We start from the raw sequence: 24,607 nt of genomic DNA on the forward strand, positions 1-24,607 counted from the left end.
TGAGCTGCTGCCGTCGAAGCCCGCCAACAGCACGGCCGCTGTAGCCGCCCACCAGCCACGAGCCGCGACGGATCTGGAAGCCGGACCCGCCCACGACGAGCCCCACGCGAACCCAGCACCCGTGGACGTCGCCGACAATCAGCCAAACCACTCCGGCGACCGCATTGCCCGCCGCCGCGAAATGGGTGGTCATGCTGCCTGGTACCTGGCCGCCGGGGTCGTCACCACCGGGCTGCAGGCCGTCCTCTTCCTCGCCTTCCGTCCGGAAATCGGCGCGCAATGGGCGAATCTCGTCGCGCTCGCGATCACGACGGTCGGCAACACCGAGTTCCACCGGCGCATCACGTTCGCCGACCGGACCAGCCGCGCGGGCAAGCGGCATCTGCAGGACCTCGTGACCTTCGCCTTCTACGCCGGCTACGGATCGCTGGTCCTCGCGGCCCTCGACGCCGTGGTCACGCATCCGTCGGCCGGGCAGCAAACCGCCGCACTGCTCGCGGCGAGCTTCGTCGGCGGGGTCGTCCGGTTCGCCGTTCTGCGATGGTGGGTTTTCGCCCGGGCGCGGCGAACGGACGCGTTACAAGATCACGAACGGTAGTGAAACCCGTTCTACCCGCAGTGCGACCACTCTCTGTTGCGCTACCCGTCTATCACTCTTCGTGATGCACGAATTCGGACATCCGCACATGCTGCGAGGCCGGATTCGTACTGTGCGTCGGCTGGTCTCGTTTGTGTCAAGACCGCTGCTGCTAACGGGGTATTCGTAGTTGAAATGTGGACGGTCGACCTCCGGCCGCTTAAGGTTACGGAGCGTCGCAACGATCGCAGTGCTCCTCCCGTTCTATCGGAGTACTTGCGACCGCAACATCACAGAGTGTTGACCCCAAGACAGCGACGGTCGCAGGGTTGCCGGGGAGACGACCATGACAGCACCGTCGAAGACGTCCAGTACTGCGGTGTCCGGCGTCGCGGGCTACGTGAGCCCTGCGACGCTGCCCCGGTCCGGTGGACGCCTGACCAAAGAAGACCTCGACCCGCTCGTACGCGCCGCGGGAAAGGGCGATCAAGCCGCGATCGCCGACCTGTTACACGTGCTCCGCCCCGTTGTCGCCCGTTACTGCCGGGCCCGGATGGGCGGCCGCGACCTTTCCTATCTCGCCGCCGACGACGTCGCGCAGGACGTCTGCATGGCCGTTCTCAAGGCCCTTCCCGACTACCAGGACCGCGGCGGTTCGTTCCTCTACCTGGTGCACGCGATCGCGGCCAACAAGGTCGCCGACGCCTATCGCGCCGTCGCGCGCGACCGGTCCGAGCCGGTGCCCGAGCTTCCGGAACACCCGCTTTCCGGCGGCAACGAGCCGGAATCGCACGCGCTGCGCCTCGACCTCGGCAGCCGTCTGCAGGAGCTGCTCACCCGTCTCGCGCCGCTGCAGCAGGAGATCCTGGCGCTGCGCATCGTCGTCGGCCTCAGCGCGAACGAGACGGCGGAAACGCTGGGCATTTCGGCTGGCAACGTCCGCGTCACGCAGCACCGCGCGCTGTCCAAGCTCCGCGAGATGGTGCGGGGCCAGGACTTCTGAGCCGTTTGGTCACTCGAACGGCTGGAACGCCGCCGCGGAGCGCCGAATAGGTCGACAGGCTCTGTTTCGCACGGCACTCTGGATTCAGCCCGCCGCATCTCTCAGCTCAGTTCATACACGCGTGCCGCCGTGCGCTCGAAGACCTCCAGCCGTTCCGGGTCGCTCAGCACACCGGTCAGCGACACCGCCGCGTCCAGTACGACTTCGTACGCTGCCGCCAGTTCGCACACTGGCCAGTCGGAGCCGAACATGACCCGGTTCGCGCCGAACGACTCGAAAACGTGGTCTGCGTAGCGGCGCAGATGGTCCACCTGCCATTCGCGCCAGTCGGCTTCCGTCACCAAGCCGGACAGCTTGCAGTGCACGTTGTCGTGCGCGGCCAGCGAGGCCACGCCATCCGCCCACGGCTGCCATTCGCCGGCTGCGATGCCAGGTTTCGCGGCGTGGTCCAGCACCAGCCGAAGGTCTGGCAAGCGTTCGGCGACGTGCCGGGCGGCGGCGAGCTGTGCCGGTGCCACGAGCAGGTCGTAGACGAGGCCCGCCGCGCCGACCGCGGTCAGGCCGCGCAGGATTTCCGGACGCAGCAGCCAATCCGGGTCCGGTTCGTCCTCGACCTGGTGCCGGATGCCGACCAGCGGACCCAGTTCGCGCAGCCGGGCGAGCTGGTCCGCCACATCCGGTGCGGCGAGGTCGACCCAGCCGACGACACCGGCCACCAGCGGTTCGGACGCGGCCGTGGCGAGGAACTCCTCGGTTTCCGCCTGGTCCGAGACGGTCTGCACCAGCACGGTGGCATGGACGCCCGCCGCGGTGGTCACCGCGCGCAGATGGTCGACGGTGTACGGCTTGCGGATCGGGGCCAGCGCGTCGCCGGACATCCACGGGTACTCGCGGCGCGCCGGATCCCACAGGTGATGGTGCGAGTCGATCACTGGGCTCCTCCGGACACGACGGGGCGGGCGGCCGGCCGCAGCAGGCCGGCGTCGGCGAGGTCGTCCCACAGGACGGCCGGGATATTCGCCGCTGCCCGGCGAACGTTCAGCGACACCTGCTCGGCGTCGTGCGCGCCGACGACCACCGACACCACGGCCGGATGCGTGCGCGGCAACGCGAGCGCGGCCTCTGGCAGCGAAACACCGTGTCGCGCACAGATTTCCGCGATCTGCTGCGCTTTTTCCACGAGATCCGCGGGTGCGGTCGCGTAATCGTAAATAGTGCCGGGTTGTTCTGTGGCGAGGATTCCGCCGTTGAACACCCCACCGGCCACGACGCCGACACCGCGTTCGGCGCACAGCGGCAACAACTCGTCCAACGCCGGCTGGTTCAGCAAGGTGTAGCGACCGGCCATCAGGACGTGGTCGAGGTCGAACCGGCGCACGAATTCGGCCAGCATCGGCGCCTGGTTCATCCCGGCTCCGATGGCCCCCACGACGCCCTGCTCCCGCAACTCCAGCAACGCCGGAAACGCGCCCGAAACAGCTTCCTCGAAATGCTCGTCCGGGTCGTGCACGTACACGAGATCGATGCGGTCGAGCCCCAGCCGGTTCAGGCTTGATTCCAGCGAACGCACCACCCCGTCGCGACTGAAATCCCAGCGGCGGCGGTAGGTCGCAGGAACGTCGAAGCCCTGGTCGTCGCGTTCCCCGGGGGCCGCCGCGCGCGGTTCCAGCACTCGTCCGACTTTCGTGGACAGGACGTATTCGGCGCGCGGATACGCCGCCAGCGCGGCTCCGAGCCTGCGTTCGGACAGTCCCAGCCCATAGTGCGGCGCGGTGTCGAAATAGCGGATTCCCTCGTCCCACGCCCGCCGCACGCTCGCCGCGGCGATTTCGTCCGGCACCGCGTGGTAGAGGTTGCCCAGTTGCGCGCCGCCGAGTCCCAGCGGAGGAAGGTCCACGGTCATGCCTCCGCCGGGAGTTGCCAGACCAGTCCGAGGCCGTGGGCGACGTCGGAACGGTCGAGGTCGAGCAGTTCGTTGATCCGCTTCTGCCATGCGATGTCGGCCGGGTCGTCGGCGAGTTTCGCACGCATGTCCTCGAAATCGTCCACCTCGACGAAGTGGAACAGGTCGAGCCCGTCGCGCCAGATCCGCCACGACCGCACGCCGGCTCGGCGCAGGGCGGCGTCCAGGTCCTGCGGGATGACCGCGTGCACCTCCTCGTAGATTTTCTCCATTCCGGGCTTGAGCCGGGTGCGCAAGGCGACCGTTTGCGGCGCCGGGCCGTGGGTCATCGTTCCTCCTGACAGGAGTCGTGGCACGCTGTAGGGGGTAAACATCCGAGGTCTCTGCAGGGAGGGCGGTCCCGATGCCCGTCACCGATGTCGCGATCGACAAGATCAAGGACATGATCATCTCGGGCGAGCTCGCCCCGGGCGACCGGCTCCCCAAGGAGGCCGAGCTCGCGCAGCGGCTGGGGCTTTCCCGCAGTTCGCTGCGGGAAGCGGTGAAGGCGCTGTGCCTGATCCGGGTGCTGGACGTGCGCCAGGGCGACGGCACGTACGTCACCAGCCTGGAACCGAACCTGCTGCTCGACGCGATGACCTTCGTCGTCGACTTTCACCGCGACGACACCGTGCTCGATTTCCTTGCCGTGCGGCGGATCCTGGAGCCCGCGGCCACCGCACTGGCGGCGCTGCACATGCGCGACGAGGACGTCGCCGAACTCGGCGCGCTGCTCGGTGAGCTGGACGAATCGCCGACCGTCGAGGCGCTCGTCGCCAACGATCTGCAGTTCCACCGCAAAATCGCGGACGGCTCGGGCAATCCGGTGCTGTGCTCGCTGCTCGACAGCCTCTCCGGTCCGACCGCGCGAGCCCGGATTTGGCGCGGCCTCACCCAGGAAGGCGCGGTAGCCCGAACCCGGGAACAACACGCGGCGATCTACGACGCGATCGCCGCGCGGGAACCAGAACTGGCCCGCTCGTGGGCGACGGTGCACGTCGCCGGAGTGGAACAGTGGCTGCGAAGCACCCTGGTGGAAGACGACACGTCTGGCGATGAGGCCGAGCCCGCTGCTTCCTGATTGGACCGCGGCGTCGGTTCCTGAGCCGCTCCTTGCAGTGAAGGGTCCCTTCATTCCTTGCGGGTAGGAGTGAAGGGCCCCTTCGCTGCTATCCGGTTGGCGCGAGGGGGACTTTCGCGCCTCCACGGCAAGAGTGAGGGGACCCCTCACACCATGGTGGCCGAAGCGAAGGGACCCATCGCGCACCTTTGGCCGGAGCGAGGAGGACTTTCGCGCAGGCGGCAGGCCGGGCACCGTCAATCTCCGAACCGGAAAAGGTGAACGGACCCGTCGCGCGCGCTCGGACGACGCGGCGGGAACTCGTTCGCCGACCTGCGGGATGAAGGGACCGTTCAGTAACTCCGGCTCTGGTGCGGTGAAGGTTTCCCTCACCGCACCGGAAGCAGCGGAGACAGAGGACGCGGCGGAAGTCAATGCGGTGCAACTGGGAGTGACGGCACAGGTAAAGGTGGCGGCACGGCCGACTGCAACAACGCGGGCGACGACGGCGGCGCGCCCGGCGCGGGAAGAGCCGAGAGACTCGAAGTCCATGAGGGGCCCCTTCACGTACTTCCCCGCCGAACCATGCACCGCACCTGCCATCGAGCCGCCCGGACCAACGGCACGAGACAACCGGCCAGGCAACCGGCCAACCACCGAGCCAGCCGGCCAACTACACACCAAGCTCACCGTGCCAACCCCGCCAGCCAGCGAACCAACCGACGGGGCAGGCACCGAACCAACCGACCAGCCAGCTACCAAGCCGCCCGGACCGATCCTGCGAGGCCAATGGCCAGCCAACGAACCAGCCGACCGGCCACCCACCAAGCCAACCGAGGCAACCGCGCCGGACGACCGGCCAACCAGCGAACCAGCCGAGGGGTCAGGCACCGAGCCTGCTGACCGGCCATCCACCAAATCCACCGGACCGGCCCCGCGAGCCCAACGACCAGCCAGCGAACCAGCCGACCGGCCACTCACCGAGCCCCCGCACCGAGAAGGTCGGATGACCACCGAACCTCCACCGGTCAGGTCTGGGGCTTTCCACCGGCGTACCGGCTGATGATCAACGCGATCAAGATGATCCCCCCGTAAATCGCCTTCAGCCATTCCGCGGGGACCTGGGCGATGCGCAGCAGACTGTCTACCGACTGCAGCAACAGCACCCCGGTCAGTGCACCGACCAACGTGCCCCGGCCGCCGTCCAGTGAAACGCCGCCGATGACCGCTGCGGCGAAGACCTGCAGGATCAAGCCGTCGCCTTGGTCGGCGCCGAGGGCGCCAACGTAGCCGGTGTATGCGAGGCCGCCGATGGCTGCCAGGACTCCGGCCACCACGAACACCGCCCACGAGATCCGGTCCACCCGGATGCCTGCGGCCCGCGCGGCTTCGCGGTTGCCGCCGATTGCGTAGAGCGAGCGGCCGACTCGGTGGTAGCGCAAGCCCAGCCCGAAGACCACGAACAGCACCGCCGCGAGCCATACCGACATCGGGAGACCGGCGAACGTCGTCGTCGCCAGAGCGGTGAACGCGTCGAGCTGGTCGAACAGCGTCTTGCCGTTCGTCGTACCGATCTGGGTGCCGCGCAGGACCGTCAGCATCGCCAGCGTCACGATGAACGCGTTCAGCTTCAGCTTCACGATCAGGAAACCGTTCACGAAGCCGATCAGGGCGCCCACCAGCGGGATCGCCACCAGGCCGAGCACCGAGGGCCATTGCGTGCCGAAGCCGGAGGACGCCGCCGGAATGACCAGCATCGCGCCGATCGCGGGGGCGATGCCCATCGTCGATTCCAGCGACAGGTCGAACTTGCCGGTCAGCAGCACGAGCGATTCGCCGAGCACGACCAGAGACAGCGCGGCCGCCGCGGAGAGGATGCTGATGATGTTGTCGAAGGTGAAGAACGTGTCGCTGATCAGCCCGCCGATCACGAACACCACCACGAGTGCGGGCAGCAGCGCCAGTTCGCGCAGCCACGCCGACTTCCGGCGCTTCGCCCGCACCGCGGGCAGCGCCGTCTGCGGGTCGCTCATCAGGTCAGTCATGGAGCCCGACTCCTTCGATATCCGCCACCAGATCCCCGTCGGACCAGCCGGCCCGGTGAACAGCGGCCACCTCGCCGGCGCGCAGCACGAGCACCCGGTCGGCCAGGCGCAGATCGTCCAGCTCGTCGCTCACGAGCAGCACCGCCTTCCCCTCGGCCCGCACCCGGTCCACGACCGCGAGCAGGGCCTCCTTCGACTTCACGTCCACGCCCGCGGTCGGATTGATCAGCACCACCACGCGCGGATCGCTCTCCAGAGCTCTCGCGAGCACGACTTTCTGCTGGTTCCCGCCGGACAGATCGGAAACAGGCTGGTCCGGTCCGGCCGCCACGATGTCGTAGGCGGTCAGGGCACGTGACCCGCGTTCGCGGCGAACCTTCGGAGACGCCAGGCCGCCGCGGCCCATGCGATCGAGCACGGAGAGGGTCGCGTTGTCCATAATGGAGTGTTCCAGCACGAGACCTTCGTGGTGGCGGTCCCGGGGGACACAGCCGATGCCTGCGCGCAGGGCGGCGGGAATGTCACCGGGTGGCAGGCGTTTTCCGTTCACCGAAACGGTTCCGTAGGTGGGCGCGCGCAGACCGTAGACCGTCTCGGCCACCTGGTGCTTGCCGCTCGCGTTGCTGCCGGCGAGCCCCACCACCTCGCCGCGGTGGACCCGCAGGGAGACGTCGTGGAAGCCGTCGCCGGACAGGCCGTCCACGGCGAGCACCTCTTCGGCGTCTACCGCGAGCGGGTCACGGGTCGCTGCGTCGCGGACGGCGAGCCCGCCCTGCTCCCCCGTCATCGCGTCGACCAGCGCCGCGCGGCTGACCTCCTCGACGGGGGCGGTGAGCACGTGCCGAGCGTCGCGCAGGACGGTAACCGCTTGGCACACCTCGTAAACCTCGTGCAGGTGGTGCGAGATGAACAGGAAGGTGACGCCGTTCTCCTGCATCTGCCGCATGCGCTCGAAAAGCCGCTCGATGGCCTGGCTGTCCAGCTGCGCGGTCGGCTCGTCCAGCACGATGAACCGCGCACCGTAACTCAACGCGCGGGCGATCTCGACGAACTGACGGTCCTCAACGGACAGTTCGCCCGCCGGAGTGTCCACATCGACGCGGACGTCCCACGAGTCCAGCAGCTCCCGCGCCTGCCGGCGAAGCTTCTTCCAGCCGATCGCGAATCCGCCCCCGGCCTGCCGGTTCAGGAACAGGTTCTCCGCGACGGTCAGCTGCGGCACCACCATCGCGTGCTGGTACACGCACGCCACGCGCGCCTTCCAGTCGTCCTGTTTGGACAAGGAAGGCGCCGGTTCGCCGCCGAAGGAAACGCTGCCGGTGTCCGTTTCGGACAGTCCAGTGAGGATGGACACCAGCGTGGACTTGCCCGCCCCGTTGCGGCCGACGAGTGCGTGTGACTCGCCGGGCCGCACGGTGAGGCTGACGTCCTGGAGCGCCACGGTGGGCCCGTACCGCTTCCCGACGCCGTCCGCCTGCACTACCGGCGCGCTCACAGGTTGTTACCCCACAAAGCTTTGTCGTCCACGTTGTCCTTCGTCACGACCGGCGCGGGCAGCTGGTCTTCCAGGATGCCGGGGCTGATCTCGACGATCGTGGAGTCGTGGTCGGTCGGGCCCGGTTTGAACGTCTCGCCCGCCATCGCCTTCTTGAGCCAGTACATGCCGTACTTGGCGTAGGCGTCGGCGGGCTGCGAAACCGTTGCGTCCAGTTCGCCGTTGCGGATCGCGGCGAGCTCCTGCGGAATGCCGTCGTTGCTCACCAGCACCACGTGCTTCGGGTCGCCGACCGGGAAGAACAGGTTCTTGCGCTTGAGCGCCTGCTCGGTCGGCGCGAGGTAGACGCCGCCCGCCTGCATGTACACGCCCTTGATGTCCGGGTTCGCGGTCAGCAGACTGTCCAAACCGGACGACGCCTTGTCCGCCTTCCATTCCGCGGCGACCTCGAGCACCTTGACGTCCGGGTACTTCTGCTTCATGCACTCGCGGAACGCCGCCGAGCGGTCGCGGCCGTTGACCGACGCGAGGTCGCCCATCACCTGCACGACCTTGCCGCTCTTCACGCGCTTGCCGATTTCGTCGCACGCCTTGGTTCCGTACGCCTTGTTGTCCGCGCGGACCACCATCGCGACCTTGCCGCTCTCCGGTGCGACGTCCACCGCGACCACCGGGACGCCCTTGTTTTCGGCCTGCTTCAGCCCGGCGACGACCGCGGCCGAGTCGAGCGGCGTGACGACGAGCCCCTTCACGCCCTGGCTGAGCAGCGTGCCGATGTCCGTGATGAGCTTCGCCGGGTCGCTGTCGGCGTTCACCGTCGGCAGCGCGTCGAGCCCCTGCTGCTTCGCCATCTGCGGCACGTATTTGTTGTAGGCCTGCCAGAACGGCGAGGTCAGCAGGGGCAGCGTCGCCCCGACCTTGCCGGTGCCGCCCGCGCCGGCCGCTGCCGCCGGTTTGTCCTTAGTGGACCCGCACGCGCCGAGCACCAAACCGCAGGCGGCCACCGCGGCGGCCAGCCGGATCACCTTCGTACGCACCGCATCCTCCTTGATGACAGGCCTTGTTGGCTGAGCAGATCAGTTCTGCACGGGTCCGCGCGGGCGCAGGCCGTACATGCCGCCGTCCACCGCGAGCGCGGTGCCGGTAGTCGATGCCGAAAGCGGGCTGGCCAGGTACGCGATCGCGTTCGCGACCTCGTCCGCGGTCACCAGCCTTCCCATCGGCTGGCGGGCGGCGAGCGCCTTCCGCTCGGCCGACGGGTCCGCGGCGGTGTCGAGCAGCCTGCCGACCCACGGCGTGTCCGCGGTGCCGGGGCACACGCAGTTGACGCGGATCCGGTCCGGCAAGTGGTCGGTGGCCATCGCGAGGGTCAGCGACAGCACCGCGCCCTTCGTCGCCGAGTACAGAGCCCGCGCGGGCAACCCGGCCCAAGCGGCGATCGAGCAGGTGTTCACGACCGCTGCCGCGGGCGAGTTTTTCAAGTGCGGCAAGGCAGCCCGGGCCGTGCGCACCATGCCGACCACGTTCACGTCGTACGCGCGGTGCCATTCGTCGTCGTCATTCGCGGTGACGTCGCCCTGCGCGCCGATCCCCGCGTTGTTGACCAGGATGTCGAGGCGGCCGAAGCGTTCGGCCACCGCGTCGACGGCGGCGCGGACCTCGGCGTCGGACGTCACGTCACAGCGGAATCCGGCCAGCGGCTCGGGCACCTCGTCGGTCTTGAGGTCGAGCACGGCCACCCGCGCGCCGCGCTGGGCCAGCAAGTTCGCCGTGGCCAGGCCGATGCCCGAAGCGCCGCCGGTGACCGCGGCGACCAGGCCGTCGAATTCGCTCACTGCGCGTTCTCCGTCCATTCAGGACCGTCCGGGAAGCTGAACCGGCGCAGCGTAGCGTCGTGCATGCGCGCGGAAAAGCCCGGTGCGGTCGGGGCGAGGTAGCGGCCGTCGCGCACGACGGCCGGGTCGGTGAAGTGGTCGTGCAGGTGGTCGACCCATTCGATGGAGCGGTCCTCGTCCAAACCGGACACGGCCACGAAGTCGAACATGGACAGGTGACGCACCAGCTCGCACAACCCGACCCCACCGGCGTGCGGACACACCGGGACACCGAATTTGGCTGCCAGCAACAGGATAGCGAGGTTCTCGTTCACGCCGCCGACGCGCGCGGCGTCCAGTTGCAGCACGTCGATCGAACCGGCCTGCAGCAATTGCTTGAACACCACCCGGTTCTGCACGTGTTCGCCGGTGGCAACCTTGATCGGCGCGAGCGCCTTCGCGATGGCCGCGTGGCCAAGAACGTCGTCCGGCGAGGTCGGCTCTTCGATCCAATATGGATCGAACGGGGCCAGCGCGGTCATCCACGACACCGCCGTCGCGACATCCCAGCGCTGATTCGCGTCGACCGCGATCCGGATATCTGCGCCGACAGTCTCGCGGGCGAGCTTCATCCGCCGGACATCGTCCTCGAGATTCCCGCCGACCTTCAGTTTGATCATCTCGAACCCGTCGGCTACAGCCTGTTCGGCCAGCCGCACCAGTTTCGCGTCGGAGTAGCCAAGCCAGCCTGCTGACGTGCTGTAAGCGCGGTAACCCTCGGCCTCGAGCTTCGCGATCCGCTCGGCCTTTCCAGGTTCGGCGGCGCGGAGGATGTCGAGCGCTTCCTCTTCGGTCAGCGCGTCGGAGAGATAACGGAAGTCCACAAGGGACACCAGCTCCTCCGGCGTCATCCGGGACGCGAACTTCCACAGCGGCAGCCCGGCACGCCGCGCGGCGAGGTCCCACGCGGCGTTGACGATCGCGCCGATCGCCATGTGCGACACACCCTTTTCCGGGCCCAGCCACCGAAACTGCGAGTCGCCGACCAATGCCCGCGAGAGCGCGCCGAGCGCTTCCGCATCCTCCGGCACATCGCGGCCGACGACATGCGGTGCCAGCGCGCGGATCGCGGCGGCCTGGACGTCGTTGCCGCGGCCGATGGTGAACGCGAGGCCGTAACCGTCCGGTCCGGCGTCGGTGTGCAGTTCGACGTAGGCCGCCGAATAGTCCGGATCCGGGTTCATCGCGTCCGAACCGTCGAGGTCGCGCGACGTCGGGAAGCGGACGTCCCGGACCTCCATGGCCACGATTTTCGCCATGTCAGGCCTGCCCGAGGGTCTGGCGCTGCTTGCCGAGGCCGTCGATCTCCAACTCGACGACGTCGCCCGCGCGCAGGTACGGCTTGGGCTCGGGCTGCCCGAGCGCGACTCCCTCCGGGGTGCCGGTGTTGATCAGGTCGCCGGGGCGCAGCACCATGAACTGGCTCAGGTAGTGGATGATCTCGGCGACGGTGAACACCATGTCCTTTGTGGACGAGTCCTGCACCTTCGCGCCGTTGACCCACGTGCGCAGGCCGAGCGCCTGCGGGTCCGGGATCTCGTCGGCGGTCACCAGTTCCGGGCCGAGCGGGTTGAAGGTCTCGCAGTTCTTGCCCTTGTCCCACTGGCCGCCGCGGTTCAGCTGGAAATCGCGCTCGGAAACGTCGTTGGACACGACATACCCGGCGACGTGCGCCAGCGCCTCGTCCGCGCTTTCCAGGTAGCGGGCGGTTTTCCCGATGACGACACCGAGTTCGACCTCCCAGTCCGTGGCCGTGGAGCCGCGCGGGACGAGCACCTCGTCGAACGGTCCGACCATCACGTCGGGTGCCTTCATGAACAGCACGGGTTCGGTCGGCACCGGCGCGCCGGTTTCCTCGGCGTGGCGGCGGTAGTTCATGCCGATGCAGACGATCTTGCCCGGCGCGGCGATCGGCGCGCCGACCCGCAGCCCAGCCCCGTCGGCGACCGGCAGTTCGCCTGCTTCGAGCGCCTGCGCGGCCTTCGCCGACCCGTCGCCGGCGAAGAACGCGCCGTCGATGTCCGGCGTGACCCTGGAGAGGTCGTGGAGGGTGCCGTCACCGGCACGGACGAACGGACGCTCAGCCCCCGCTGCCCCGAGACGCACAAACCGCACGGACGAACCCCTCTCTCGACACCGTCTTCGCGATACATCCGATGTATAGCGCACCGGAGGGCGGCAGATCTAGAGGGCGAGCGGTTTTGGTGCGGAAATTGATCCGATCACCGGGTTGGCGGGCGGATAACGGACACTCGTCCTGGCGGGGAAATCCCGCCACGACGGAGGGGACGGTGCGGCGCGGATGAGCCCAGGAGAGGCGACGGGACCAGACGGGCGGGCGACGACTGGCGGTTCGCCCGGCGGCGAAGAGCACGCGGGAAGGCCGAGTTCGGACAGCACTGGAGGCGCGGAGGACGAGCGGGTTCCCGGCGACGCGGACAGAGCGACCATCGATTCGTGTGCCGCTGACCGGGAAGACCCATTGGCGGACAACGCGCCTCCGGTTGCCGTCGAGCATGCCGCGGCGGACCACCCCACCTCGGATCGGTCGACGGCCGAGCACTCCGCCGCCCAGTCCAGCACGGAACACCCCGCCACCCTCCCTGAGCACCTCGGCCGGGGCAAGATCCGACGTCTCCTCATTCTCGGCGGCCTCTCCGCCTTCGGCCCGCTCTCCATCGACATGTACCTCCCCGCCCTCCCCCGGATGGCGGGCGATTTCCAGGCCTCCGACACGACGGTCCAGCTGACGCTCACCGCGTTCGTCGTCGGGCTCGCGGTCGGGCAGATCGTCGCCGGGCCGTTGTCGGATTCCTTCGGCCGGCGGCGGCCGTTGCTGGTCGGACTGGGGCTGTACATCGCCGGGTCGGTCGCGGCGGCGGCAAGCCCGGGCGTCGAACTGCTGATCGCCGCGCGGAGCGTCCAAGCGCTCGGCGCGGCAGCCGGGATCGTGATCGCCCGCGCGACCGTCCGTGATCTCTACACCGGCACCGCGATGACGAAGTTCTTCTCGCTTCTCCTGCTCGTCAACGGCCTCGCGCCGATCCTCGCTCCTGTCATCGGCGGGCAATTGCTCACCTTCACGTCCTGGCGTGGCGTCTTCGTCGTCCTCACCGCGTTCGGCGCATTGCTGCTCGGCGCGGTCGCGTTCGCGCTGCCGGAGCCGTTGCCCGTCGAGCGTCGGCATCCGGCGCGGTTGGGCGGGGTGCTTCGCACGTACGGACGGCTGCTCACCGACCGCACATTCCTCGGCTACGCGCTCACCGCTGGGCTGAACTTCGCCGCACTGTTCGCGTACATCTCGGGTTCCTCGTTCGCGCTGCAGGACGTCTACCGCCTGAGCCCGCAGGAATACAGCATCGTCTTCGGACTCAACGGCGTCGGCATCGTGCTCGCCGGACAGCTCAACGGATGGCTCGTCGGCCGGTTCCCCGAACGCATGCTCCTGCGGACGGGACTGACCGTGTCGACGCTCTCCGGCCTCGCGACACTGACCGCCGCAGTCCTGCGACTGCCGTTGCCAGCGTTGCTGATTCCGTTGCTGCTCATGGTTTCCTGTATCGGAATCATCAACCCGAACGCCAGTTCGCTCGCTCTCGCCGCGCACGCGCGCACGGCGGGATCGGCGTCCGCGCTGCTGGGCGTGCTGCAGTTCGCGGTCGGCGGGATCGCGACGCCGCTGGTCGGCCTCGGCGGATCCGGCACGGCAGTTCCGATGACCGCCGTGATGGCCGGGTTCGGGGTGCTCGCCCTGCTGTCGTTCGCGACGCTGGCGGTCAGCCCAAATCGGCGAGATTCCCGCTCCGCAGCTGGTCGTCGGTGACCGCGATGCGTTCGTCGACCAGCTTCTGCAGCGCGTCCCCGTCGTCCCACTGGTTGACGTTCATCGCGGCCGAAACCTCGTTGTCCGGGGTCACCCAGAACGCGGTGAAGTCGTAGCCCGCGAGGTCGCCGCGCACGACGACGCGATCCCGGTCCAGGACGGGCAAGCCGCGGTATTCGCAGCCGATCGCCGGGCCGCCGCGATCGGGGTCGTATTGGTCGGTGAAGAAGTACGGGCTGTTCAAGTACGGCTCGTTCGCCCCGAAGAGGTTGGCCGCCACGTGCTCGCCCTGCGTACGCGCTGTCGCCCAGTGCTCGACGCGTACGCGGCGGCCGTAGCGCGGATGGAACTGCGAAGCGATGTCGCCGATCGCGTACACATCGGGTGCCGCAGTACGCAGACCAGCGTCGACATCGACGCCGCCGTCGTCTGCCAGCTCCAGGCCAGCGGCGTGCGCCAGCTCGACGCTAGGGGCCGCACCGACCGCGATAAGCACAACGTCGGCGTACAGCTCTTCGCCGCTCGACAGTCGAACACCGGTCGCTGCCGTCTCACCGGTGATCGCTGCGACGCCTTCGCCGAGACGCCACTGAACGCCGTGCTCTTCGTGCAGACGGTAGAACGCGCCGGCCACCTCGTCACCGAGGACGTTCGCGAGCGGCAGCTTCTCTGGCGCGACCACAGTCACCTCGGCACCGTGCGTACGCGCGGCTGCGGCGGCTTCGGTGCCGATCCAGCCCGCGCCGACGATCAGTACGCGCTTCGCCGCCGTAAAGGCCTCTCGCAGCCGCAGTGCGTCGTCGAGGGTGCGAAGTGTGTAGAGAACAGGCAGATTGCCACCGGGCACCTTCAACGTCCGCGGACGCGAGCCGGTCGCTAAGACCAGACGGTCGTAGCGGTGTTCGCCACCGGCATCGTCGAGGACCAGGCGTGCGCCCAGCTCGACGCGGGTCGCGATGGTGCCGGAGAGCAGCTGGATGTCGTGCTCGGTCCAGTAGCCCTCGTCGCGCACCCAGTCGGGTTCGTCGGCGTTGCCGAGCAGCACCGCTTTCGACAGCGGCGGCAGCTCGTACGGCCGGTGCGTATCGGCTCCGAGCAGCAGGACTTCGCCGTCGAAACCGCGTTCTCGCACTGTCGCTGCCGCAGTGGCGCCCGCCAGCCCGGATCCGACGACGACGATTTTCCGAGGTTCCGACATCCGTCCTCCTGAGTGCCCGCGGCGTGCGGTGGCCGACGCTACTCCGGCATGCGGCCCGTCACACCCGGTGGAAACCGGCCAGTAGGCAATTCGGGTGAACCGGCGTAAGACGCCGCGGAGGGCTCGGTCCCACCCCCGCACGAAGGACACGGGCAGTACGTGATCGGAGGGCGAGTGCCGTGGCAGGGCGGGACGACAGTGCGGTGCGGAACGAGTGGACGGTCGGCTGCCGGGATCTGGCGGGCAGGCGGCGCGACGTGACGGTGTTCGTGAGCAGCGACGACAAAGTCGTCCTGGTCGCGCCGCCGGGAGAGGCGGCCGTGCTGGGGCCGCTGGAGGTCGGGCGGCTGCGCGCGGCCCTGCGCGACGCCGTGGTGGCCACCGCGACGTCGGCGCGACGCACCGGCACCGACTGACAACTACCGTTCCTACTCATGAGTAGGTAGAGTCGGCACCCGCAGACCCCCGAAAGGTGCCGGCCATGACCACCTACTTCGTCACGGGCGCGACGGGCTTCCTCGGGAAGCGCCTGGTCGCCCGGTTGCTCGCGCGGCGGGACACGACCGCCGTCCACGTGCTCGTCCGCAACACCTCGCGCGACCGCCTGGCCGCGCTCGCGCGGGACTGGCCGAACGCCGACCGCCTGGTCCCCGCCGTCGGCGACCTCACCGAACCGCTGCTCGGCCTCGACCCGACCGGCTACGACGGGGTCGACCACGTCGTCCACCTCGGTGCGATCTACGACTTCACCGCCGACGACGCGGCGAACCGGGCCGCGAACGTCGACGGCACCCGGAACCTGCTCGCCTTCGCCGCGGCCGCCGGCGCGCGGCTGCTGCACCACGTTTCGTCCATCGCCGTCGCGGGCGATCACGCCGGGCGGTTCACTGAAGCCGACTTCGACCTCGGCCAGTCCTTCAGTTCTCCGTATCACGCGACGAAGTTCGAGGCCGAGAAGCTGGTTCGCGCCCAATCCGACGTGCCGTTCCGCGTCTACCGGCCCTCGGCGGTCGTGGGCGATTCGCGGACCGGCGAGATGGACAAGATCGACGGCCCGTACTACTTCCTGCCCGCGATCTCGCGCCTCGCCGCGCTGCCAAAGCAACTGCCGCTCGTCGCGCCTGAGCTCGGGGCCACCAACCTCGTCCCGGTCGACTACGTCGTCGCCGCGATGGAAAACCTCATGCACCGCGAAGCGCCTTCGGGCAGTACGTACCACCTCGCTTCGCCGCGACCGCAGAAGCTGCACGAGGTCTACAACGCCTTCGCCCGCGTCGCCGGAGCGCCGCGCGTACGCAGGACGGTGCCGTCAGGCTTGCTTCGCAGCACAGCGTCTCGCCTCGCGACCGCTGTGGACCGCCTGCCGACTGGACGGGCAACGCGCGCGGCAGTGTTGACAGAGCTGGGAATTCCGCTCGAAGTACTCCCCCACCTGAACATGGAAGTGGAGTTCGACACCGCGCGCACCACTTCGGAGCTGTACGGCAGCGGCGTCCACCTTCCCGAGCTTCGCGACTACGCCGAACCGCTGTACCGCTACTGGCGGACGCATCTCGACCCGGACCACGCTCGCCGTCCAGGGCTTAAAGGGCGCGTTGTCCTCGTTACCGGGGCGTCGTCCGGTATCGGTCGCGCCAGTGCGCTCGCTGTTGCGCGTCGCGGTGCGAAGGTGCTTCTCGTCGCGCGCCGTGCCGAAGAACTCGAAGACGTGCGTAGCGAGATCACCGCGGCTGGCGGCGAAGCAGCGGCGTACCCGTGCGACCTCACTGACGGCGACGCGGTCGACAGTCTCGTGAAGGCAGTCCTCGCCGACCACGGTGCGGTGGACGTCTTGGTGAACAACGCCGGACGCTCCATCCGACGCTCGGTACAGCTGTCGACGGAACGCTTCCACGACTACGAACGCACCATGGCCATCAACTACTTCGGCCCAGTGCGGCTGATCCTCGGCCTGCTGCCGTCGATGACCGAACGCCGGTTCGGCCACATCGTGAACGTCACCACGCAGGGCCTGCAGACCGACACCCCGCGCTTTTCCGCTTACCTGGCTTCGAAAGCCGCGCTCGAGGAGTTCGGCCTGACCGCCGGGCGCGAGACGCTGTCCGACGGCGTCACGTTCTCCTCGGTCCGGATGCCGTTGGTGCGCACGGACATGATCGCGCCGACCGGGTCGTACCGCGGGCTGCCCGCGAGTTCGCCGGAACGCGCCGCGTCACTGGTGGTGAAGGCGATCGAGCAGCGGCCGCAGATCCTGAGCCTGCCCGAGGGCCGGGCCGCGGAACTGGCCTCGCTGGCCATGCCGGACCTCGCGCGATTCGCGGCGCACCTCGTGTACCGGGTAATGCCGGAATCCGCGCCAGAAGCCAAAAAGCGGCCCCGGCAGCCCGCTCCGGCGGCGGTCGCGGGGACGCTCACGCGACTCGCGTGGCGACGGAAGGCTTGAGTCTTCCGCGGTGTGAGCCGGAATCGCCGCTCACGAGTCCACCAGCGTGTCGTCCGGCGAACCGCTCGCCAGCCCGGCGAGCACGTCCAGCGCACTCGCCAGCGTCGCCTCCGAAGGTGCGGACACCGCGATCCGCACCGCGTTCGGCGCGTGCCCCGGCACCACCGAGAACGCCGCCGCCGGGGACAACGCGATCCCCCGGCGGGCAGCGGCGGCCACGAAGGTCTCGGCCCGCCACTGGTCCGGCAGCACCCACCACCGGTGGTAAGCCGAAGCGTCGCCGTGCACCTGGAAGCCCGCCAGCCGGTCCGCCACGATCCTCGCCCGCGCCCCGGCGTCGGCGCGCTTCGCCGCTTCGACCTCCGTCAGCACGCCGCCGGTGATCCACCGCCGCGCCGCCTCCACGGAGAACCGCGACGCCGGCCACCCGCCGGACCGGATCGTGCTCGCCAGCCGCGGAACCCACGGCGGCGGCACCACGAGGAACCCGGCGGTGAGCCCGGGCGCGACGCGTTTCGACAGGCTGTCCACGAAAACCGTCCGCTCCGGCATCAGCGCGGCGAGCGGTTCGGTGTCCGGGCGAAGAAAGGTGTAGATGCCGTCCTCGACCACCGGCAGGTCCAGCCTCCGGACGGTCTCCGCCAGTTCGGCGCGACGCTGCGGCGGCATCGTGGTGCCGAGCGGGTTGTGGAGGGTCGGCTGTACGTACAGCGCCCGCACTGGAGCGCTCGCCGCGAGCGCGGCCGGGACCAGGCCGTGCGCGTCGGTCTCGATCGGCACCAGCTCGATGCCGAGCCGGGTCGCCACGGCTTTGACCACCGGATACGTCAGAGATTCGACCGCCAGCCGCTCGCCGGTCGGCACGAACGCCGCGAGCGCGGCCGCGATGCCCTGCCGTCCGTTTCCCGCGACCAGCACCGATTCCGGGTCCGGCGTCCAGGCGCCGCGCGCGAGCATCGTGACTGCCGCCTCGCGGACCGCTCTGGTGCCGGCCGCGCCGAGCGGATGCAGTGCGTCGGTGAAGACGTCCGCGCGCAGCACGGGTTCGAGTGCTTGCGCCAGCTTGGCCGATTGGCTCGGCAGCACGGCGAAGTTCAGTTCGAGATCCACGCGCGCGTCGCCGGGTTCGGACAGCGCCGGTTCGGGACCGGGCTTCGCCGCGCGCACGAAGGTGCCCCGGCCGACCTCGCCGATCGCCAGGCCGCGGCGGACGAGTTCGCCGTACACGCGGGCCGCGGTGGAGCCGGCGATGCCGCGGTCGCGCGCGAAACGGCGCTGCGGCGGCAGCCGATCGCCGGGGCGCAGCCGACCGGCCTCGATGTCGGCGGCGAGTTCGTCCGCGACGACGCGGTAGTCGTCCATCCCACCCTCGCTCTGCCGGGATTCTCCCGGACGCATCATGGCACCGGCCGGTCACTGGTCGCTCATGCGACCCGCGGAACTCCCCGAACGAGGGTCACTAGGTTAGCCTTACCTGTGTGGCACTGACGAGCGAAGAGACCCGCCTGCACGCTGAGGACCTGACGCTGGCCTACGACGGCCGCACGGTCGCCGAACGGCTCGGCGTGGTCATCCCGGACAAGTCGTTCACCGTCATCGTCGGCCCCAACGCCTGCGGCAAGACGACGCTGCTGCGCGCGCTCGCGCGAATGCTGAAGCCGCGCGAGGGCTCGGTGTACCTCGACGGCGAGGTGATCTCCAGCTACGGAGCGAAGGAGGTCGCGCGACGGCTCGGCCTGCTGCCGCAAAGCTCGATCGCGCCAGACGGGATCACCGTGTCCGACCTGGTCGCGCGCGGCCGCTACCCGCACCAGAAACTGCTGCGCCAATGGTCCCGCGAGGACGCGAAGGTGGTCGCCGATTCCATGCGCGCGACCGGCGTCGACGACCTCGCCGAGCGGATGGTCGACGAGCTGTCCGGCGGGCAGCGCCAGCGCGTCTGGATGGCCATGGCGCTGGCCCAGCAGACCGACCTGCTGCTGCTCGACGAGCCGACGACGTACCTGGACATCGCGCACCAGCTCGACATCCTCGACCTGTGCGCGACGCTGCACAGCGAGCAGGGCCGCACCCTCGTCGCGGTGCTGCACGACCTCAACCACGCGGCCCGGTACGCGACGCACCTGATCGCGATGCGCGACGGGAAGGTGCTGGCCACGGGGACGCGGGAAGAGGTCGTGACGGCGGAGAACGTCGAGCGGATCTTCGAGCTGCCATGCCGGGTGATGGAGTGCCCGGAGAGCGGAAGCCCGATGGTGATCCCGAAGGTCAGCCGCCGGGCAGCCTGACCTCAGCGGCGGGCCGTGAAGGACCGCCACACGTCCGCGGGCACCGACGAACCGGTCACCTTCTTGCCCTCCGCGTCGATCAACCGGCGGTCGTCGTCGGACCCCAGCCACACCGCCGTCGCCAGCTGCGGGGTGTAGCCGACCGCCCAGGTGTCCTGGTTGTCGCGTGAATTGCCGCGTTCGAACTCGCCGGTGCGCAGAGCCGCCGGGCGACCGTCCGGCAGCCTCGTCCGCAACGCCGAAGTCACGTCCTGCGCCACGGTCTCCGGAACTGCGGAAACCGGCTGGTTTTCGTGCTGCCACACGACTTTCCCCGACCGATCGAGCACCTTGTCCACCAGGTGCACCGCCGCGTGCATCCCGTTCGCGGCGTACGTCGCGTATGCGCCGGCCACGTCGAGCGGCCGCATCGGATACCGGCCGACGACGATGCCCGAGCCAATCGTGACGCCGTCCTGTTCGCGCATGGTCGGCGTGCCGTCCACCTCGTCCGGAATCCCCGCCGCACGCGCCGCCGCGCTCACCTCGTCGACGCCGATCTTCTTGGAGACCGAGATGAACGGCGTGTCCGCGCCGGAGGCCAAGGCGCTGCGCAGGGTGCAGGGCTGCGGGCACTTCGGCGGATAGTCGAACTTCTCGCCGAGGTACTGAATTTCCCTGGGGGCAGCCACTTTCCCGTTCAGCGACATCCCGTTCTTCAACCCGGCCGCCGCGGTGAACGGATAGAACGCTGAACCGAGCGCGTGCCCGGTTGCGGCATAGTCCCGGACGCCGTTGTTGCCGCCGTCGTACGCGCGCACTGCACCGTTCGTCGGATCGACGGCCACCAGCGCACCGCGGAACTCTGCTGGCTCGCCCTTCAACCGGTCGCTCAGCGCGGCGTGCGCGCCGGCCTGCAACCCTGGGTCCAGCGTGGTCTGGACGGTCAGATTCCCTTGCTGCAACCGGGAAAGCGAGAATCCCGCCGTTTCCAGTTCGGCAATCACTCGCTGCTTGAGGTGGTACTGGTCGTAGCTCAGGCTCACGCGCGTCTCCGCGGGCGGCTTGATTTCCGCGCCCGGATAAGCCATGCCGTCAGCGTTCTTCACATACCCGCGTTCGACCAGCTTGTCCCGCACGTACCGCCAGCGCTTCGCCGCGTGCTCGTCGCCGGACACCGCCGGATCGTGCACCGACGGCGACTGGATCATCCCGGCCAGGAACGCGGCCTCGCTCCAGGTGATGCTGTTGTCGAGCGGGCGGCCGAAAAACGCGTTCATCGCCGCGGCCGGACCGAAAGTGTTGCGGCCGAAGGAAATGATGTTGGCGTAGCTCTCGAAGATCTGTTCCTTGCTCTGCTGCTGGGTGATTTTCGTGGCGAGCACGAGTTCCTGCATTTTCCGGCAGAGCGTCGAATCCTCGTCGCCGGTCGATTTCTTGATGTACTGCTGGGTGATCCCGGACCCGCCGCCGACGCCGGTCAGGAACGCGCGGCCGATCCCGGTCGGGTCGAAACCGGAGTTGGCCCAGAAGGTCGGGTCCTCGGTGGCGACGATGGCGTCGCGCAGCTTCTGCGGGATCTGGTCGAACGGCACGAACCGCCGGTCGCCGCCCGGGGGCACGACGCGCAGCAGTTCGCTGCCGTCGGCGTACTTCAGCGTGACGGTTTTGCCGAGCGAGGCGAGGACGTCCTGCGGGCTGCGGACGTCCAGCAGCAGGTACGCGATCCAGAACGCGAGCAGCGGCACGCCGACCGCGAATCCGGTCAGGTAGTAGGCACCCTTGCGGATGCGGCGCCACGTGCGACGGGCGGATTGGTCACTCTCCGGGGCTGGCTCCACGAAGGAAGGACGACTGAACCAGTGACAAGGTTCTGCCGAGTCCGTGAATTGCTCACGAGAGGAACGCGCGCAGCAACGACGCGGTGCCCTCGATGTGCTCGGCCATCGCCTGCCGGGCGGCGACCGGATCGCCGGCCAGGATCGCGTCGACGATCGCCTCGTGCTGCGCGTTCGAATGCTCCAGATTGGGTTCGAGCAGCGGAATCCGGTCGAGCAACTGGTTGACTCGCGTCCGCGCGTCCGCGACCGTGCTGGTCAGCGACGCGGACGCAGTGACCTCGGCGATCGCCAGGTGCAGCCGCGAATCCTTGCGCCGGTAATCGGCGAGACTGGCCGCGGACGCTTCCGCGAGCGTGCCGGTGAGATGCTGCCGGTCAGCCGGGCTCAACGTGCGCGCCGCGGCCGCCTCCGCGGCACCGGTCTCGAGCACATGCCGCAGGCACAACGCGTCTTCCAGTCCGGCCGGGTCCACCTGCCCAATCGCGCGCTCCGCGGGCTCCGGCAGTTTCTCGTTCACGAACGTGCCGCCGTACCGCCCGCGCCGCGACTCGACGTACCCCGCGTCAGCCAGCGCGCGGATCGCCTCCCGCAAGGTCACGCGGCTCACCCCGAGCCGCTCGGCCAGCTCGCGTTCGGAGGGCAACCGGTCCCCCGCGCCGACGACTCCGAGCCGGATCGCCTGCAACAGCCGCTCGACGGTCTCCTCGAAGGCGTTCCCGGCACGCACTGGCCGGAACAGGGCCGCGTTCGCGCTCACCACCGAGGTCGACTCCACCTGTCCGATTCTATGCTGCCTGGTTGCAGAGAACTCTTTGCAAAGGATCCTCTGCGGTCTACTCTACGAAGCCTGCCCGACGAACGCCGAGCCCGCCGGATCGATGCCCGCACCCTGCGCGCGCTGGCGCATCCGCTGCGCATGGAACTGCTCGACCTGCTGACCGTCGACGGCCCGGCCACCGCGACTGGGCTGGGCAAGCGCGTCGGCGAAAGCTCCGGCACCACGTCGTGGCACCTGCGCCAGCTCGCGGACGCCGGACTGGTCGAGGAAGACACCAGCCGGGGCTCGAAGCGCGAACGCTGGTGGAAGGCGGCGCAGGAATCGACCCGGATGCGCGCGGCCGACTTCGTCGACGATCCGGAGATGTCCGGACCGCTCATGGCTTTCCTGCACCAGCACGTGGACATCCGCTACCGCGAACAAACGCAGTTCGTCTCGGAACTGCCGCGCTGGGCTGGCGAATGGCAGGACAGCGCGACGCTGAGCAGCACCCGGATGCCGCTCACGCCGGGCGAATCCCAGCGGATGATCGAAGAAATCGAAGCGGTGATCGAACGCTACCGCCGCCCTGCCCGTCCCGGCGACGAAACGGTGATCGCGCAGTGGGCCGCGTTCCCGCACGCGAGCGCATCCGAAGACCAGGGAGAATCCTGATGCACCCGTTCGTGACCGAATTCGCCGCTGCCCGCCGGGACGAACTGCTCACCGCCGCCGTCCGGCAGCGATTCGGCTGGTGGCTCATGGAACTGGGCCTGCGCCTGGCCACCCCGAAACGCGGTAAAGGACTCCTCGAAGGAATCTGATTCCCTCAAGGAGCCCTTCACGGAACGAAAATCAGCACTCGATGACGTTCACGGCCAACCCGCCGCGCGCGGTCTCCTTGTACTTCACCGACATGTCCGCGCCAGTCTCGCGCATGGTCTTGATCGCCTTGTCCAGCGTCACCACGTGGCTTCCGTCGCCGCGCAACGCCATTCGCGCGGCGTGGATCGCCTTCGACGCACCGACCGCGTTGCGCTCGATGCACGGGATCTGCACCAGGCCGCCGACCGGGTCGCACGTCAAGCCAAGATGGTGCTCGACCCCGATCTCAGCCGCGTTCTCGACCTGAGCGGGCGACCCGCCCTGCACCTCGGTCAAGCCGGCCGCCGCCATCGCCGATGCCGAGCCGACCTCGCCCTGGCAGCCGACCTCCGCACCCGAGATCGACCCGGTCTGCTTGAGGATCGACCCAATCGCCCCAGCAGTAAGCAGGAAGGTCACGATCCCGTCGTCCGACGCACCGCGCACGAACCGCTGGTAATAGTGCAAGACCGCGGGAATGATTCCCGCCGCGCCATTCGTCGGCGCGGTGACGACGCGACCGCCCGCAGCGTTCTCCTCGTTGACCGCGAGCGCGTACAGACTCACCCAGTCCATGGCGTACAACGGATCGTCCGCGCCGTCTTCCGCGAGCAGCTTGTCGTGCAACGACTTCGCCCGCCGAGGAACCTTCAGACCACCGGGCAGCACGCCCTCATGCGTGTACCCGTTCCGCACACACTCCGCCATGACCTGCCAGATCTTCAGCAGCCCGTCCCGAATTTCCTGGCGGCTGCGCCAGGAAAGCTCGTTCCGCAGCATGATCTCGCTGATCGGCAGACCGGTGTCCGCGCAATGCTTCAGCAAATCCGCCCCGGTGCGGAACGGATAAGGCACCGGCGTGGAGTCCTCCACGAACACCGTGTCGGTCTCGAACGACTCGTCCCGCACGAACCCGCCGCCGACCGAGTAGTACGTCCGCTCCCGCAGCAACTCGCCGTCCGCGTCGAACGCCCGGAACACCATCCCGTTCGGATGCGCGGGCAGAGACTTCCGCCGGTGCATCGTCAGGTCGGTGTCCTCGGCGAACGCCACCTCGTGCGTCCCGCCGACAGCCAGCCGCCCGGACTCCCGGATCGCCGCCACCTTGGCGGGCACCGTGTCGGTGTCGATCTCCTCCGGCCGCTCCCCGGAAAGCCCGAGCAGCACCGCCTTGTCGCTTCCGTGCCCGAACCCGGTCGCGCCGAGGGAGCCGAACAACTCGGCCCGCACCCGCGCGACCCGTTCGAGCACGCCGTCCTCGACCAGACCGTCCACAAAGGTCTTGGCCGCTCGCATCGGGCCGACCGTGTGCGAACTCGACGGCCCGATGCCGATCGAAAACAGGTCGAAGACGCTGATCGCCATTGATCCGCCCCTTCTCTTAGTTCCTCGCCAGCACGCTGCTGGCTTCTTGTGCC

23 protein-coding genes are annotated in these 24,607 nt (G+C 68.9%); 9 read left to right on the forward strand and 14 right to left on the reverse strand.

Going from position 1 to position 24,607, the window contains the following annotated elements; all coding sequences use genetic code 11:
- Positions 1–181: 181 nt before the first annotated feature.
- Both H5411_RS49775 and shbA read left to right on the forward strand, forming a co-directional pair.
- A complete protein-coding gene (locus H5411_RS49775; protein WP_183124301.1) occupies positions 182–598 on the forward strand; it encodes a GtrA family protein in 417 nt (138 codons plus the stop codon).
- Between the two features lie 325 nt (positions 599–923).
- Positions 924–1,580, forward strand: a complete 657-nt coding sequence (gene shbA, locus H5411_RS16405) for an RNA polymerase sigma factor ShbA (protein ID WP_183124289.1) — start codon at positions 924–926, stop codon at positions 1,578–1,580.
- Positions 1,581–1,681: 101 nt separating this feature from the next.
- Here the strand turns inward: shbA and H5411_RS16410 are convergent, their stop codons facing one another.
- The 3 genes from H5411_RS16410 to H5411_RS16420 are packed head-to-tail and all read right to left on the reverse strand — an operon-like array spanning position 1,682 to position 3,812.
- Entirely contained in the window at positions 1,682–2,512 is an 831-nt protein-coding gene (locus tag H5411_RS16410; protein ID WP_101435221.1) for an amidohydrolase family protein, read from the reverse strand.
- Positions 2,509–3,483 carry an aldo/keto reductase gene (locus tag H5411_RS16415; protein WP_101435222.1) on the reverse strand — a complete coding sequence of 325 codons (975 nt, stop codon included), beginning with the start codon at positions 3,481–3,483 and terminating at the stop codon, positions 2,509–2,511. The genes H5411_RS16410 and H5411_RS16415 overlap by 4 nt, the downstream gene beginning before the upstream one ends.
- The gene (locus tag H5411_RS16420) at positions 3,480–3,812 is read right to left on the reverse strand and encodes an L-rhamnose mutarotase (RefSeq protein ID WP_101435223.1); all 333 of its coding nucleotides are present in this window, start codon (positions 3,810–3,812) and stop codon (positions 3,480–3,482) included. Before H5411_RS16420 ends, H5411_RS16415 begins: the two co-directional genes overlap by 4 nt.
- 74 nt (positions 3,813–3,886) lie before the next feature.
- Between H5411_RS16420 and H5411_RS16425 the strand changes: the two genes are divergently transcribed.
- Positions 3,887–4,603 carry a FadR/GntR family transcriptional regulator gene (locus tag H5411_RS16425; protein ID WP_101435224.1) on the forward strand — a complete coding sequence of 239 codons (717 nt, stop codon included), beginning with the start codon at positions 3,887–3,889 and terminating at the stop codon, positions 4,601–4,603.
- A gap of 1,007 nt (positions 4,604–5,610) precedes the next feature.
- Here the strand turns inward: H5411_RS16425 and H5411_RS16430 are convergent.
- The 6 genes from H5411_RS16430 to H5411_RS16455 are packed head-to-tail and all read right to left on the reverse strand — an operon-like array spanning position 5,611 to position 12,111.
- Positions 5,611–6,627 (reverse strand): ABC transporter permease, encoded by a 1,017-nt coding sequence (locus tag H5411_RS16430; RefSeq protein ID WP_101435225.1) that lies wholly within the window; start codon positions 6,625–6,627, stop codon positions 5,611–5,613.
- Positions 6,620–8,122 (reverse strand): sugar ABC transporter ATP-binding protein, encoded by a 1,503-nt coding sequence (locus tag H5411_RS16435; protein ID WP_183124290.1) that lies wholly within the window; start codon positions 8,120–8,122, stop codon positions 6,620–6,622. Before H5411_RS16435 ends, H5411_RS16430 begins: the two co-directional genes overlap by 8 nt.
- On the reverse strand, positions 8,119–9,159 hold the full coding sequence (locus tag H5411_RS16440; RefSeq protein WP_376772162.1) for a sugar ABC transporter substrate-binding protein: 1,041 nt from the start codon (positions 9,157–9,159) through the stop codon (positions 8,119–8,121). Before H5411_RS16440 ends, H5411_RS16435 begins: the two co-directional genes overlap by 4 nt.
- Before the next feature lie 39 nt (positions 9,160–9,198).
- Entirely contained in the window at positions 9,199–9,957 is a 759-nt protein-coding gene (locus H5411_RS16445) for an SDR family NAD(P)-dependent oxidoreductase (RefSeq protein ID WP_101435226.1), read from the reverse strand.
- Positions 9,954–11,255, reverse strand: a complete 1,302-nt coding sequence (locus H5411_RS16450; RefSeq protein WP_183124291.1) for an enolase C-terminal domain-like protein — start codon at positions 11,253–11,255, stop codon at positions 9,954–9,956. The genes H5411_RS16445 and H5411_RS16450 overlap by 4 nt, the downstream gene beginning before the upstream one ends.
- A gap of 1 nt (position 11,256) precedes the next feature.
- Positions 11,257–12,111, reverse strand: coding sequence for a fumarylacetoacetate hydrolase family protein (locus H5411_RS16455; RefSeq protein WP_183124292.1), 855 nt, complete (start codon positions 12,109–12,111; stop codon positions 11,257–11,259).
- A gap of 187 nt (positions 12,112–12,298) precedes the next feature.
- Here H5411_RS16455 and H5411_RS16460 point away from each other — a divergent pair, with 187 nt between their 5' ends.
- On the forward strand, positions 12,299–13,819 hold the full coding sequence (locus tag H5411_RS16460) for a multidrug effflux MFS transporter (protein ID WP_246369011.1): 1,521 nt from the start codon (positions 12,299–12,301) through the stop codon (positions 13,817–13,819).
- Here the strand turns inward: H5411_RS16460 and H5411_RS16465 are convergent.
- On the reverse strand, positions 13,773–15,017 hold the full coding sequence (locus H5411_RS16465) for an NAD(P)/FAD-dependent oxidoreductase (protein ID WP_183124293.1): 1,245 nt from the start codon (positions 15,015–15,017) through the stop codon (positions 13,773–13,775). The two genes, H5411_RS16460 and H5411_RS16465, sit on opposite strands and share 47 nt — an antisense overlap.
- Before the next feature lie 179 nt (positions 15,018–15,196).
- Between H5411_RS16465 and H5411_RS16470 the strand changes: the two genes are divergently transcribed.
- Both H5411_RS16470 and H5411_RS16475 read left to right on the forward strand, forming a co-directional pair.
- Positions 15,197–15,433 (forward strand): hypothetical protein, encoded by a 237-nt coding sequence (locus tag H5411_RS16470; RefSeq protein ID WP_244194566.1) that lies wholly within the window; start codon positions 15,197–15,199, stop codon positions 15,431–15,433.
- Between the two features lie 65 nt (positions 15,434–15,498).
- Positions 15,499–17,460 (forward strand): SDR family oxidoreductase, encoded by a 1,962-nt coding sequence (locus H5411_RS16475; protein ID WP_183124294.1) that lies wholly within the window; start codon positions 15,499–15,501, stop codon positions 17,458–17,460.
- A gap of 30 nt (positions 17,461–17,490) precedes the next feature.
- Here the strand turns inward: H5411_RS16475 and H5411_RS16480 are convergent, their stop codons facing one another.
- Entirely contained in the window at positions 17,491–18,822 is a 1,332-nt protein-coding gene (locus H5411_RS16480; protein WP_183124295.1) for an aminotransferase-like domain-containing protein, read from the reverse strand.
- Between the two features lie 116 nt (positions 18,823–18,938).
- Between H5411_RS16480 and H5411_RS16485 the strand changes: the two genes are divergently transcribed.
- Complete coding sequence (locus H5411_RS16485) at positions 18,939–19,748, forward strand: ABC transporter ATP-binding protein (RefSeq protein ID WP_183124296.1); 810 nt, start codon at positions 18,939–18,941, stop codon at positions 19,746–19,748.
- 2 nt (positions 19,749–19,750) lie between these two features.
- On the opposite strand, the gene H5411_RS16490 is transcribed toward H5411_RS16485, so the two are convergent.
- Both H5411_RS16490 and H5411_RS16495 read right to left on the reverse strand, forming a co-directional pair.
- Positions 19,751–21,568 carry a transglycosylase domain-containing protein gene (locus H5411_RS16490; RefSeq protein WP_183124297.1) on the reverse strand — a complete coding sequence of 606 codons (1,818 nt, stop codon included), beginning with the start codon at positions 21,566–21,568 and terminating at the stop codon, positions 19,751–19,753.
- 52 nt (positions 21,569–21,620) lie between these two features.
- A complete protein-coding gene (locus H5411_RS16495) occupies positions 21,621–22,343 on the reverse strand; it encodes a FadR/GntR family transcriptional regulator (protein WP_167441871.1) in 723 nt (240 codons plus the stop codon).
- Between the two features lie 141 nt (positions 22,344–22,484).
- Between H5411_RS16495 and H5411_RS16500 the strand changes: the two genes are divergently transcribed.
- On the forward strand, positions 22,485–23,000 hold the full coding sequence (locus H5411_RS16500) for a winged helix-turn-helix domain-containing protein (protein ID WP_376772164.1): 516 nt from the start codon (positions 22,485–22,487) through the stop codon (positions 22,998–23,000).
- Complete coding sequence (locus H5411_RS16505) at positions 23,000–23,149, forward strand: hypothetical protein (protein WP_183124298.1); 150 nt, start codon at positions 23,000–23,002, stop codon at positions 23,147–23,149. The genes H5411_RS16500 and H5411_RS16505 overlap by 1 nt, the downstream gene beginning before the upstream one ends.
- A 31-nt stretch (positions 23,150–23,180) precedes the next feature.
- Here the strand turns inward: H5411_RS16505 and H5411_RS16510 are convergent, their stop codons facing one another.
- Entirely contained in the window at positions 23,181–24,554 is a 1,374-nt protein-coding gene (locus tag H5411_RS16510; RefSeq protein WP_101435236.1) for an L-serine ammonia-lyase, read from the reverse strand.
- Positions 24,555–24,607 lie beyond the last annotated feature (53 nt).

This window comes from Amycolatopsis echigonensis (assembly GCF_014174495.1).
In the GTDB taxonomy this organism is placed as follows: domain Bacteria; phylum Actinomycetota; class Actinomycetes; order Mycobacteriales; family Pseudonocardiaceae; genus Amycolatopsis; species Amycolatopsis echigonensis.